We start from the raw sequence: 12,728 nt of genomic DNA, 5'->3' as shown, positions 1-12,728 counted from the left end.
TCATCTGTTCGGTGCGATCGGTGTGGGCTGTAACTCTTGGGTCCGTTGGGCGATCAAGGTCTTTCGCAATGTCTCCAGTCCACGGGCGGTCTGGCTCTTCACCGTGCCGATCGAGCAACCGAGGATGTCGGCGGTCTCCTCGATCGTCAGGTCCTCGTAGTACCGCAGGGCAACGCAGGCCCGGCGGCGCGGTGGTAACGCCCGCAGCGCGCTGAGCAGCTCGTCGCGGACCGCATGCCGTCCGGTGCTGTCCTCGGACGGGCTTTCGGGCAGTTCGCCGACCACCCGCTCCCGTCGCCAGGGCCGCCGACCGGCATCGACCGCCGCGTTCACCACCGCGCGACGGGCATACGCCATCGGGTTCGAGGCCCGCTGAAACTTGGGCCACGACACGTACAACCGGTACAGCGCCTCCTGAACCGCATCCGCCGCGTGGTCCCGATCCGCGCACACCAGGAACGCCGTCCGCTGTAGCGCCACGGACGACACGGCCACGAACTCCGCGAACTCGCGGTCCCGGTCGGACGTCATCACCCCCCTCTCACCCTCCGTCGTACAAATGACGGGGGTCAGGGGGCGGAAGGTTGCTCCTTAGATGGAAATTTCTCCGCGAGCCGCTTTGAGGGCGATATCGGTACGGTGCTGGCTGCCCTTGATCCGGATCTGGCCGATTCCGGCGTAGGCCTGCCGGCGAGCGTCGTCCAGGTCCTTCCCGGTCGCCGAAACGGCCAGCACTCGACCTCCGGCGGTGACCACGTCGTCGCCTTCGACCGCCGTACCAGCGTGGAAGACCTGAACGCCGTCCGCCTCGGCCTGGGCGATACCCGTGATGACGTCCCCGCTGCGCGGCTTCTCCGGGTACTTCTTGGCGGCGATCACCACAGCCACGGACGAGCCGGCGCGCCAGCTCAGCGTGCAGTCGGCCAGCTTGCCCGTCGCCGCAGCCAGGAACACGCCACCGATGGGCGTCTTCAACAGCGGCAGCAACGCCTGCGTCTCGGGATCACCGAAGCGGCAGTTGAACTCGATCACCCGGATACCCCGCGAGGTCAGCGCGAGCCCGGCGTACAGCAGGCCGACGAACGGCGTACCGCGGCGGCGCAACTCGTCCACGGTCGGCTGGAGCACCTTCTCGGTGACCTCTTCGACCAGCTTCTCCGGGGCCCAGGGCAGCGGCGTATACGCGCCCATGCCACCCGTGTTCGGGCCCTCGTCGCCGTCGCCGAGCCGCTTGAAGTCCTGGGCCGGCTGCATCGGCAGCACCGTCAGGCCGTCGGAGATCGCGAACAACGACACCTCGGGGCCGTCCAGGAACTCCTCGATCAGCACCTGCTCGCAGGCGGCTGCGTGCGCAAGCGCCTCCTCGCGGTCGGACGTCACCACCACGCCCTTACCGGCGGCGAGCCCGTCGTCCTTCACCACGTACGGCGGACCGAACGCGTCGATCGCCTCGGCGGCCTGCGCGGGCGTCGTACAGACGTAGGCGCGACCGGTCGGCACGCTCGCGGCGGCCATCACGTCCTTCGCGAAGGCCTTCGAACCCTCGATCTGGGCGGCGTCCTTGGACGGCCCGAACACGGCGATCCCCGCATCGCGAAGCGGGTCGGCCAACCCGGCGACCAACGGCGCCTCGGGCCCGACCACGACCAGGTCCACGCCGAGCTCTTGGGCCAGCGCGACGACGGCCGCGTGATCCGCGACGTCGACCGGGCGGCACTCGATCGATTGGCCCGCCTCGGGCTTGAGGGCGGCGATACCGGGATTGCCCGGAGCCGCGACCACCTGCTCCACATTCGGGTCCTGGCTCAGTGCCCAGACCAGCGCGTGCTCACGACCACCCGTACCGATGACAAGAACCTTCACAGGCCAGGAGCCTATCGGTTCGCGAACCGGGCTAGTGCAAGACTGCGGCCTGACTGGAGGTAATGGATTGACTACACCACCACAAGCCCGTCGTCTGCCGACCCTTTCGGGGCTGACGTCGTGGCTTCTCCTGCTGCCCGCCTTGGTCGTGTTCGCGCTGTTCATCGTCTGGCCGCTGGGCAGGTCGGTGTATCTGTCGATGCACGGTTCGGACCTCTTCGGCCGGCCGGACGTCTTCGTCGGGCTCGAGCACTACCGCGACATGCTCGGCTCGGCCGACTTCCGGCACACCCTGCTGGTGACGCTGGCCTTCGTACTGCTGACCGTGATCCCGGGTGTGCTCGGCGCGCTCGCGATCGTGTTGCTGCTCGAACAGCAGATCAAGGGCATCCGGATCTTCCGGACCGCGTTCGCGCTGCCGTTCGCTTTTTCGGTCGCGAGCGCCTCGGTGATCTTCGCGACCATCTACAACCCGGCGATCGGTCTGGCCAACGGTTTGCTCGGCCAGTTCGGGGTCGACCGGATCGGCTGGCTGACGGACCCGTCCTGGGCGCTGCTGAGCGTTTCCATCACCACCGTCTGGATGAGCATCGGCTACAACGTGCTGGTGCTGTCGGCCGGTATCGGCGCCATCCCGACCGAGATCAACGAGGCCGCCACCCTGGACGGCGCGGGCGGTTGGCGCGCGGCCTGGCACATCACCATCCCGATGCTCGGCCCGCAACTGTTCTTCCTGGTCGTCATCTCGACGATCCACGCGCTGCAGGGCTTCGGCCAGATCAAGATCCTCACCCCTGAGGGCGGTCCGGAGCAGTCGACCAAAACGCTCGTCTACGCGATCTACCACTCGGCCTTCGCGAACAACGCGAGTGACTTCGGCTTCGCGTCCGCGCAGGCCATCGTGCTGCTGATCATCCTGCTGGCGTGTACCGCGATCCAGTTCGGCGTTCTGGAGAGGCGGGTGCATTACAAGTGAGGCATCTGACCTTTGGACGGCTTGTCACCTATGCCGTGCTCATTCTGGCCGCTCTGGCCGTGATCTTCCCGGTGTACTACGTGATCGCCGGTTCGATCATGTCGCCGGGCCAGATCTCGTCGTACCCGCCGGACTTGTTCCCGAGAGAGATCTTCACGGGCAACTACGAGGGCGCAACCTCCAGCACCGCCATTGGTCGGCAGTACCTGAACTCGATCCTGCAGACGTCAGTCATCACGTTGAGCCAGCTGGTCACCAGTGTGCTCGCGGCGTACGCCTTCGTCTTCATGAAGATGTGGGGCCGCGCTGCGATGTTCGGGCTGTTCCTGGCGACACTGATGGTGCCGTGGGAGTCGATCGTGCTGCCGAACTACCTGACGATCACCAGCTGGGAGCTCGGCGGTCAGCGCCTGACCGCGACGTACGCCGGCACGATGATCGCGCTGGTACTGCCGTTCCTGGCGAACGCCTTCGGGGTATTCCTGCTACGGCAGTCGTTCCTCCAGTTCCCGACGGAACTGCGTGACGCCGCGGTGATCGACGGCTGCGGGCACTGGCGGTTCATCCGGCGCATCCTGCTGCCACTGAGCAAGCCCGCACTGATGGCCGTAGGGCTGTACGTGTTCCTCTCGGCGTGGAACCAGTTCTTCTGGCCACTACTGATCGGCGACGACCCGAATCGGCGCACGTTGCAGATCGGGATCAGCCAGCTGAACGACGCGGAGGCGGCCGACCCGGGCCTGATCCTGGCCGGTGTCACTCTGTCGATCCTCCCGACCCTGGCCATTGTGATCTTCGGCCAGCGCTTCATCGTCCGTGGTCTCACCGCGGGCGCGATCCGATGAGTATCTGCTTCTTCAGAAAGGCTGTGCACATGCGATCAGTCGGACAACGGCGTACGACGACCGCGGCGGTGCTGCTGACGGCGGTGGCCCTGGTGGCCGCCGGCTGTGGTGGTGGCCCCGACGGCGACGGTGACGGCGCGGGTGCGCAGGACGCGCCCGGGGCCGACGCCCTGGCGAATGCCTCCGGCGTCACCAAGGTGACGTTCTGGCACGGCATGAAGGGTGCCAACGGTGAGGCCGTCGACAAGCTGGTGAAGGCCTTCAACACCAAGAACAGCGGCAAGATCGAGGTCCAGGCCGTCTACCAGGGCGACTACGACGACACGATCACGAAGTACAAGACGTCGGTGCAGCAGGGCAACACGCCCTCGGTCGTACAGATCTACGACATCGGCTCGCGCTTCATGATCGACTCGAAGCAGACGGTGCCGATCTACAAGTTCGCTGAAAGAGACAGCTACTCGCTGACGGACATCGAGCCGAACATCGCGAACTACTACTCCATCGACGGCAAGATGAACTCGATGCCGTTCAACACGTCGATGCCCTTGCTGTATATCAACAAAGAGGCCTTCACCAAGGCCGGGCTCGACCCGAACAAGCCGCCGGCCTCGCTCGACGAGATCATGGAGGCGTCGAAGAAGCTCACCATCAAGCAAGGTGGCAAGACCGTCCAGTACGGCTTCAACGCCGCCATCTACGGATGGTTCGTCGAGCAGCTGATCGCCCAGTCCGGGACGACCTACTGCGACAACGAGAACGGCCGCAAGGACCTCGCCACCAAGGTGCAGTTCGATGAGGACCCGGGCGTCAAGGTCGCCACCTGGTACCAGCAGATGATCAAGCTCGGCTACATGCCGAACACCGGTAAGAAGACCGATGACGCGCAGGCCGTCTTCAAGTCCGGCACCTCGGCGATGCACCTGGAGTCGACCGGTTCGCTGCGTGGTTACCTCGAAGCCGCGAAGGGCAAGTTCACCCTCGCCACCGCGCCGTTCCCGAAGCTCAGCTCGACCGACACCGGCGGCCCGATCATCGGTGGTGCCTCGCTCTGGGTCAACGGCTCCGGCCACAGTGACGCCGAGAAGCGCGCCGCCTGGGAGTTCGTGAAGTTCGCCGCGACCCCCGAGCAGCAGGCCACCTGGCACACCGGCACGGGCTACTTCCCGATCAACAGCAAGGCCCTCGACCTCCCCGAGGACAAGGCCTGGGTTGCCCAGTACCCGCAGTTCACCACCGCCATCACCCAGCTGCACAACACCAAGCCCTCGACCCCGTCGGCCGGCTGCATCCTCGGCGTAATGCCCCAGGCCCGCAAGGCCGCCGAAGACGGTCTCGAAAAAGCCGTCCTCGGCACCGACCCGAAACAGGCCATGACCGACGCCGCCAAGGCCATCCAACCCGAAATCGAAAAATACAACTCCACCGTCAAGAAGTAATTCCGTTCATCGGACCCTTCTGACCACCAACGTCCGGAGAACCCCGCACCTGGGGTTCTCCGGACGTTTCTGTTGTGGAACGGCCGACGAGCGCAGGTCGCAGGGAACCAGTACGCCCGCCGACCGGCTTGAAGAAGCCTTCGGCCCGGGACGGTGTGAGGTGTTCCGGGATCACCGGGCCAGGGGCTTCAGCTATGGAGACGGGATCGGCGCCACTGCGTGAGGAGCGCGTCGGGCGGAGGAGTCCGATCCCGTCCGATCAGTGCGGACTTCAGGAACGACGAGGCGGCAGCGGCTCATTCGTTACGCGGAGCCCGGCGAATCGGCGACGCATAGCGGCTTCGTAGCGCGCTGCTATGACAGGTGGAGCGACGTAGACCGCGATCTGGTGGCTGCCGAACCACACCTGCACCCGATGCCGTGGTTCCGCTAGCTCAGTTCCGGCGGTCATGATCGGTCACCCAGATCGCGGATGAGGTCGCGCACCATGACGACGTACAGCGCTGTTGTGCCCAGGGTCAGAAGCCACATGGAATCACTCACAGCCTCAACTTCCTTCGGTCGATGGATGGTCTCTCAGCGGAGTGAGATCAAAGCTATGCGTAACCACTAGTCGAGTGAAGGAAATTTCTCGAAATTTCTCTCAACCCCTTGACTGAGTCAACACAGAGAGCCGAGCATTGGCGTCACAGTCACCTCTTCGAGGGAGAACCCCGATGCACCAGCCGAAGCGCCTCACCCACCTCGGCACCCCCGACACCGGCAAGGACGGCAGCCCGTCGTTCTACGCCACCGACGACGGCCGATACATCGTCCAGGGCTACAAACTCACCAGCGCCGAGGCCCGAGCACAGCTGGTGAACTTTCCCGACGGCGAGGATGCCGTGATCATCACCCGCGATCTCGCCGACATGATCGTGGCCCAGCACACCGGCACCGCACAGTGACGTCAGCTACTACGGACACCTTCGTCACCGGTCCCGACTTCGTCCGTTTCGCCCGCAGCTACCAGCACACCGCTTTCCGCCTGGAAGTGCGCGACAACTACGCCGACACCGAGGAAGCCGTCCACGTGCGCCGATTCCTGAACAGCGAACCGGACGACGACTCGTGGATGGAGGACTGGCTCGGCATGATCCTGCGGCGCACGCTGGAGGGACAGCACATCGAGCGTGTCCGCGTCGTGTCTGAACCATGGTCGGACTACACCCGATTCGGTCTACACCTCTCGCGGCTCAACACCGCCGCTGGTGAAGATATCCGCTATCTGGAGCGCGGACGCGCAGACGAGCTAGGCCTCCCGAAATACGACTACTGGCTGATCGACGCCCATAAGATGTGCATCCTGCGGCACGACGAGAACGACGTTCTGTTGGGCGCGGAAGTCATCACCGATCCGGCGACAGTTGTCGAGCATTGCCACTACCGAGAGATCGCTCGGCACTACGCAACACCGCGAGCCGACTACATCAACAAGTAAGTGAGTGTGGGTGTCCAGCTTCCAGCGAGCGCGTGAGGCGCTCGGTTATCGCCTTCGTGAGATGAGGCTGGACGCCCACCTCAACGGCCGCGAACTGGCGAAGGCCGCCAAATGGGCGCCGTCAAAGGTGTCCAAGCTCGAAGCAGGCCGACAGACTCCTTCTGACAGCGACCTGAAGAACTGGGCCCGCATCTGTGGGCAACCTGCAGCCGTTCCCGAGCTTGTCGCATCGTTGCGGTCCTTGGAGCAGCAGTACGTCGAGTTCCGGCGGATGTTCCGCACTGGCCTGCCATCGAGGCAGCGCTCGATCGGCGAAATCGAAGCCAAGACCGAGCTGACGCGGAATTTCGAACCCTGCTTCGTGCCCGGCCTTCTCCAGACCGCCGAGTACGCGCGCTATCGCTTCACCGAGGGCGATGCCGGCGACACCGAACGAGGTGTCCCCAAGGATGAAGCCGAAGTGGACGAAGCGATTGCGGCACGGATGGAACGGCAGCAGGTCCTGCACCGTGGCGACAAGAAGTTCCACTTCGTGATGACCGAAGCCGTCCTGCGCTACCTCGTCTGCCCGCCGGACGTGATGACCGCACAGCTCGGCCATCTCATCTCCATGACGACCCTGCCGGCGATCCGGATCGGGATCATCCCATTCGATGCGCCTTTGCCGGTCGGCCCGATCCACGGCTTCTACCTCTACGACAAAGAACTCGTATTGGTCGAACTCTTCACCGCCGTACTCAACGTCACCCAAGCCGACGAGATCGGCGCCTATGAACGAGTCTTCGGCCACCTCGCCGAGGCTGCGGTCTATGGCGCTGATGCCAGGAAGGTACTAACGCAAGTACTAGACGCACCACACATCTCGTAATTTCTCCTACCACAAGAATCGAGAGCCCCTGCGTGACTGACCGTCCGTACGTCCTGCTCTCTGTCGCAGCCTCCATCGACGGATACATCGACGACACCACCGATCAGCGACTGCTGCTGTCCAATGACGAGGACTTCGACCGGGTCGACGACGTTCGTGCGAGCGTCGACGCCATCCTCGTGGGTGCGAACACCATCCGCCAAGACAATCCCCGCCTACTGGTCCGGTCACAGGATCGGCGCGATCGTCGCGTTGCGGCCGGCCTCGTCGAATCTCCGATCAAGGTCACGATCAGCGCCAGCGGCGACCTCGAGCCGGCGTCGAAGTTCTTCACCGAAGGCGATATCGACAAGGTCGTCTACGTGCCAACATCCTCCCTTCAGAAGGCGGCGGAGACCGTCGGTGAGGTCGCTGCGGTCGTGGATGCCGGCGAGCCACTCGACCTCGGTCTCGTGCTGGATGACCTGGCAAAGCGCGGCGTACGTCGGCTCATGGTCGAGGGCGGTACAACAATGCACACCCAGTTCCTGTCCGCTGGCCTGGTAGACGAGATCCATCTGGTCGTCGCACCATTCTTCGTCGGTGACAGAAGTGCTCCCGCGTTCGTCGGCCCAGGCACCTTTCCTCAGAACTCCGCAAACCGGATGGAGCTGGTCGAGGTGCAACAGATCGGTGACGTGGTTCTCCTCCGATACCTGCCGAGATCGGCCACCAATGACTGACCACGACGACCTGTATTGGCTCCGCGAGGCGATCGAGCTCTCGCGCTCCTGTCCTCCGTCGGCCACAGCATTCTCCGTCGGAGCAATCATCGTCGGAGCCAACGGAGAGGTGATATCGACCGGCTATTCCCGTGAGGGAGATCCGCACGATCACGCGGAAGAGATTGCGATCAGCAAGGTGCCCGCCGACGATCCCCGTCTCGGCGCCGCGACGATCTACAGCACCCTCGAACCTTGCAGCAAGAGAGCGTCAAGACCCCGCACGTGCACCGAGCTGATCATCTCGGCGGGGATCGGTCGCGTCGTCCTCGCCTGGCGCGAACCCGCGATCTTCGTCGACTGCGAGGGTGTGGAACTACTGCAAGCCGCCGGCCTCGAGGTCGTCGAGCTCCCTGAACTCGCCGACGAGGTCAAGGAAGTCAACGCCCCACTGCTCAAGAACTCCTGAGCTATCGAGCATCGCCGCTACCGGGAGGTCGCTCCATGGAACAGCAGGCGGATGCTGGACGCACCGGACGACTCGTAGCGGGCCGCGGAGACGAGCCTTCGTCCACGACGCACCGTTGGTGTTGACGGTGGGGGTGGGGGAAACGATGCTCGTTGGACGACTCTTGGGGGAGGACCGTATGGCGGAGGTCAAGAACGTTCGCGATCTTGTTGCCGCCCTCGCGAAGACGGCCGTGACGACTGTGCTCACCGGGCCTGTCGGGGGTGTGGGTGTTGCGGCGAGTACGGCGATCGAGACGGTGGCGGCGCGCTTTCCGAAGCGGGCGGTTTCGCCGTACGAACGCGCCGTGTCCCAGGTAAGCGCCTCGCTCGAGGCATGGGCGCTCGGCGAGCGGATCCCGGCGGAGGACCTGCGGGTCGGGCTGATCGCGGCTGCCGACGCGCTTGCCACCTATGGGCTGAGCATTCGCGGCATCGTGCGCGAGGACATGGACGGCGATCGGGCCGCGGCGGTCGTACTGAAGAGCGCGAGCTTGAACACGTTGAGCGAGGCCGAGGAACAGGTCTGCCGACAAGCCGTCATACGGGTCTACCGCTTGCTAGTCGCGGACCAGGCACTTCTACCCGGTCTAGACGTCGCATTCCGGCAAGAGGTGTTGGCACGGCTAGACGGCGACCCTGCTGGCGAGGGCGACACCACGCCCGTCGTACAACTGCTGACCCTTCAAACGCCAACGTGGACCCCGGTGCTACATCCGCCTAGTGCCCTGTTGCGGGCGGCGTACCGGGTTGTGCCCTTCCACGGACGCGAGTCCGAGCTAGACGAGCTCAACCGCTGGCGCCGTTCCGATGAACCGCTGCAGGTCCGGCTGGTCACGGGACCGGGTGGGATGGGCAAGACGCGGCTACTCATCGAGGCGTCACTTCAAGCCCGGTTGGAGAGCTGGTACGCCGGTTTCCTGGTCGCGCCGAACGGGCGACCCGAGAGCTGGCCTATCGATCTCGCTCGACGGCAGGGTGATCTGCTCGTCGTCATCGACTATGCCGAGACCCGCCGCCAGGACGTGGTCGACCTGCTCGCCGAAGCGGTGAAAGGGCGGCAAGGCCGTGTCCGGTTGGTGCTACTCGCCCGCGCTCGCGGCGAGTGGTGGGACGAGATCTGCCGTACGCACGGCACGGTCGGAGACCTGCTCACCGGCCCAGCCACCACCGTCAACCGACTCGGCCCGTTGGTGCCGCAGCCGGCCGATCGGCCGGAAGTCGTGGCAGCGGCCGCACAACGCTTCGCGGAACTGGTCGGGACCGAGCCGACGCCAACGGACCAGTCATTCGCGGCCGCTGATTTCGAGCGAGTGCTCTTCCTTCACCTGGCGGCGTTGCAGGCCGCGATGGGCGGCGGCGACGAGTCGGCTCAGGGCCTGCTCGACGCCGCGCTTCGGCGCGAGCAGGCGTTGTGGGACGACGGCGCCCGGGCCATCAGCGTGCCCTGGCTCATCGGCCGTCCGCTGCGCCAAGCCGCCGCGCTAGTGACGCTCGCGGGGCAGGTGTCGACGTCAACGCAAGCAGTCGAGCTGCTGCGGAATTGCCCATTGCTGGCCGATCAGCCCAACGCCGTACTGGACGATGTCGCAGAGCTCTTCCACCGGCTATACCCGGGTCCGAATTGGCTCGAAGGGGTCCAGCCCGATCTCGTCGGTGAACATCTCGTCGCCCAGGCGCTGGCCGACGATCCCGGACTACTGGCCATCTTCGATGCAGTTCACTAAGGAACAGACGAGTCACGCGCTGACCGTGCTGACGCGACTCGCCCAACGGGACCCCACCCACAAGCCCGCAGTTGCGGAGGCCGTACGACGTGGTCTGCCTGCGTCCCTGCAACCCGCGATCCGGGCGGCCGTGGAAACCGGGCAGCCGATGGCCGACGTACTGGCGGAGCTGGTTCCCGGCCTCGACGTGGATGGGCTCCGGATCGCGCAGGCGTTGCTGCCGCCCGACAGCGTCGCACTTCGGTTCTTCGCCGACGCGCTCTTCGAGCGGCTCGTCGGCGTGGCTCCAACGCTCGAGACTGAAGACGCCGCCGCCAACGTCGGCCTGCTGACCAAGCGGGCCGAGGCTCTGCTGGAGGTCGGCGCTCCGCAACAAGCGCTCCCGATCGCACAAGAGGCCGTCGCCCTTGCCCTGGAAGACCCGACTCTTACGCACGAGGTCGCCCAGCGTGTGCCCGAGGCCTTGCGAGTGCTGTCGCGTTGCCAGGCCCAGAACGGCGACCACGACGCAGCCGTCGCCACCGCCCGCGACCTCCTCCATGCCGAGCTCTTCACCCACCTCCAAACGCCTTGCGTACAAGTCGCGAGAGCGCACGTGGTGCTGGGCGAACGCCTTGCGCGGGCGGGCAGATCGACGGAGGCCCGAGCCGAGTTCGAGGTAGCGCGCGAGCAGTTCGAGGCTCTGCGCGAAGACCCACTTTGGTACGTGCGAGACACCGGCATGCGTATAGCGCTATCCACCGAGGACGCGCTCCTGGTGGCGACCTACGCGGCGGCCGGCCGCCTCACAGAACTCGGAGCCCAGCCGGATGAACCCGTCGGTTATGCCAACCCCGCACTCGATCCGGACAGCCTCCGCCTGCCGCTGCTGACCACCCGGATGTACCTGGCCGACCTCCTCGAAGACGACGGCCTCGCCATCACCGAGCTCACCGAGTTGGCCGAACTCAGCCAGGAGCTCGTCGACACCGACCCGGACCGCTTTCTCCAGTTGCACTCTGCCGTGCTCAACAGACTGGCCAGGCGTTCACGACACTTCGAGTCGGGAGAGCAGTTCCTGCAACGAGCTCGATCGGCTGCCGACACCATGGGCTCGTTGTCGTCCATGTCCGGCGGCGCGTTCGTCACGGAGAAGGCCGCAGCCCTACTGATCCGGGCGGCCGCCGTGGAGGTCGGCAACGTCCCCATCCGCGAACTCCTCGATTCGCTGCGAGAGATCGTCGACCTCTACCGAACCGCGCGCGTTCCCGAGACGCAGCTCGCCGGCTCACCCCTGTTGACCGCCGTGACGCAGAACCTGCTCGAGTGGGCGCGATTCACTGAGCAGGCGCAGGACGGCGTGGAGGCCGCCCGGCTCGCGAAGGATGTCGTCGAGGCCGGCCGGCTCTTGCACACGCTCGACCCGACGGCCTGCTTCACCCTGCTCGAGGCGCTGCTCACGCGAGCCCGTCTCGAGGAACGGGCCGGGCATACCGAGGAGTCCGTGGCGTGCTTAGCCGAGGCCCGGATCCACTTGCCGCACCTGACCGACGAGGAGCAGCGCTTCGTCATGGCCGGCGCGATCTGCAACAACCTCGGCTGGCGGTACCGCAGTCTGGGCCGCACCGCCGAGGCGCTGGAGGTGGCCGAGGCAGGCCTGGACGCCTTGGGACCGGCGGTCGCGAGCCGGGTCGGGTCAGACGTCAAGTCCTGGCAACTCGCGGCGTCCCTGATCGTCCTCGTCAACACGGTCGGCCCCGCCAACGTCGTACGTCGTAGAGGCGACCTGGTGATCGCGGTCCTGGCCGCGGCACCCGTGCCGACACAAGGTGCCGACATCGAACGAAACCTGCCCCGGCTGGGCTTATCCGTCGCGATCGACCGGATCATCCAAGGCGACGCGAATGGCCGAGATGCCGCCCTGCGAGCTCTCGGTCAGGCCATGACCCGGCCTGGGTTGTCCCGAGACGTGGTCCATTCGTGCGCACAACTCGGGTACGACGCTCTGTGCCGGGTGGTCGATGCCGGCCAGGTCGACGACGCGGCGGCCATCTATCGCCTCCTCGTCGCGCTGACCGGTGATCGTACGGACGTCGGCACCTTCCTGGAACAAGCGAAAGCCGCCACCGAACTCGTCCAGGCCTACCTCACGGTGAACCGGCGCGTGGAAGCCGCCAAGGTGATCCGCGACGCGATGCCGATCCTCCGCTCCCCCGAGTACCTCGCGGCCCGGGTCCGCGACCTGGGCCAATCGCCGGAGGACTTCCTCGCCTCTCTCGACAACTTCCTGGCCAGCGTCCCGCCGTACTGACGAAAACTGTCCCCGGCGGCGTTTAAGCTCCC

At 65.6% G+C, this 12,728-nt stretch carries 12 protein-coding genes; 10 read left to right on the top strand and 2 right to left on the bottom strand.

Annotated elements, in window-relative coordinates; genetic code table 11:
* Together OG394_RS28685 and purD are read right to left on the bottom strand one after the other, a co-directional pair.
* Positions 1-531 carry a SigE family RNA polymerase sigma factor gene (locus OG394_RS28685; protein ID WP_328990222.1) on the bottom strand — a complete coding sequence of 177 codons (531 nt, stop codon included), beginning with the start codon at positions 529-531 and terminating at the stop codon, positions 1-3.
* A 60-nt stretch (positions 532-591) separates the two neighbouring features.
* On the bottom strand, positions 592-1,863 hold the full coding sequence (purD, locus tag OG394_RS28680; protein WP_328990221.1) for a phosphoribosylamine--glycine ligase: 1,272 nt from the start codon (positions 1,861-1,863) through the stop codon (positions 592-594).
* 67 nt (positions 1,864-1,930) lie between these two features.
* On the opposite strand from purD, the gene OG394_RS28675 reads away from it, so the two are divergent.
* From OG394_RS28675 to OG394_RS28630, 10 genes are all read left to right on the top strand, one after another.
* Positions 1,931-2,839 carry a carbohydrate ABC transporter permease gene (locus OG394_RS28675; RefSeq protein WP_328990220.1) on the top strand — a complete coding sequence of 303 codons (909 nt, stop codon included), beginning with the start codon at positions 1,931-1,933 and terminating at the stop codon, positions 2,837-2,839.
* Positions 2,836-3,684, top strand: coding sequence for a carbohydrate ABC transporter permease (locus tag OG394_RS28670; protein WP_328990219.1), 849 nt, complete (start codon positions 2,836-2,838; stop codon positions 3,682-3,684). The genes OG394_RS28675 and OG394_RS28670 overlap by 4 nt, the downstream gene beginning before the upstream one ends.
* Before the next feature lie 29 nt (positions 3,685-3,713).
* Positions 3,714-5,123 (top strand): ABC transporter substrate-binding protein, encoded by a 1,410-nt coding sequence (locus OG394_RS28665; RefSeq protein ID WP_328990218.1) that lies wholly within the window; start codon positions 3,714-3,716, stop codon positions 5,121-5,123.
* A gap of 716 nt (positions 5,124-5,839) precedes the next feature.
* A complete protein-coding gene (locus OG394_RS28660; RefSeq protein ID WP_328990217.1) occupies positions 5,840-6,070 on the top strand; it encodes a hypothetical protein in 231 nt (76 codons plus the stop codon).
* A complete protein-coding gene (locus OG394_RS28655) occupies positions 6,067-6,603 on the top strand; it encodes a DUF6879 family protein (protein ID WP_328990216.1) in 537 nt (178 codons plus the stop codon). The genes OG394_RS28660 and OG394_RS28655 overlap by 4 nt, the downstream gene beginning before the upstream one ends.
* 4 nt (positions 6,604-6,607) lie before the next feature.
* The gene (locus OG394_RS28650; RefSeq protein ID WP_328990215.1) at positions 6,608-7,471 is read left to right on the top strand and encodes a helix-turn-helix domain-containing protein; all 864 of its coding nucleotides are present in this window, start codon (positions 6,608-6,610) and stop codon (positions 7,469-7,471) included.
* Positions 7,472-7,503: 32 nt separating this feature from the next.
* Entirely contained in the window at positions 7,504-8,193 is a 690-nt protein-coding gene (locus OG394_RS28645) for a RibD family protein (RefSeq protein ID WP_328990214.1), read from the top strand.
* Complete coding sequence (locus tag OG394_RS28640) at positions 8,186-8,641, top strand: deaminase (protein WP_328990213.1); 456 nt, start codon at positions 8,186-8,188, stop codon at positions 8,639-8,641. Before OG394_RS28645 ends, OG394_RS28640 begins: the two co-directional genes overlap by 8 nt.
* A gap of 178 nt (positions 8,642-8,819) precedes the next feature.
* On the top strand, positions 8,820-10,406 hold the full coding sequence (locus tag OG394_RS28635) for a hypothetical protein (protein WP_328990212.1): 1,587 nt from the start codon (positions 8,820-8,822) through the stop codon (positions 10,404-10,406).
* Positions 10,393-12,696, top strand: coding sequence for a hypothetical protein (locus OG394_RS28630; RefSeq protein ID WP_328990211.1), 2,304 nt, complete (start codon positions 10,393-10,395; stop codon positions 12,694-12,696). Before OG394_RS28635 ends, OG394_RS28630 begins: the two co-directional genes overlap by 14 nt.
* Positions 12,697-12,728 lie beyond the last annotated feature (32 nt).

The sequence above is a fragment of the Kribbella sp. NBC_01245 genome, assembly GCF_036226525.1.
GTDB lineage: Bacteria > Actinomycetota > Actinomycetes > Propionibacteriales > Kribbellaceae > Kribbella.
Note: the sequence above shows the minus strand (reverse complement) of the source record. Positions and strands in the feature narration are given on the sequence as shown.

Excerpts from the sequence above, each read along its gene's own strand:
- OG394_RS28685 (WP_328990222.1), bottom strand. The coding sequence starts at position 531 with ATGACGTCCGACCGGGACCGCGAGTTCGCGGAGTTCGTGGCCGTGTCG.
- OG394_RS28665 (WP_328990218.1), top strand. The coding sequence starts at position 3,714 with ATGCGATCAGTCGGACAACGGCGTACGACGACCGCGGCGGTGCTGCTG.
- OG394_RS28660 (WP_328990217.1), top strand. The coding sequence starts at position 5,840 with ATGCACCAGCCGAAGCGCCTCACCCACCTCGGCACCCCCGACACCGGC.
- OG394_RS28640 (WP_328990213.1), top strand. The coding sequence starts at position 8,186 with ATGACTGACCACGACGACCTGTATTGGCTCCGCGAGGCGATCGAGCTC.
- OG394_RS28635 (WP_328990212.1), top strand. The coding sequence starts at position 8,820 with ATGGCGGAGGTCAAGAACGTTCGCGATCTTGTTGCCGCCCTCGCGAAG.
- OG394_RS28630 (WP_328990211.1), top strand. The coding sequence starts at position 10,393 with ATGCAGTTCACTAAGGAACAGACGAGTCACGCGCTGACCGTGCTGACG.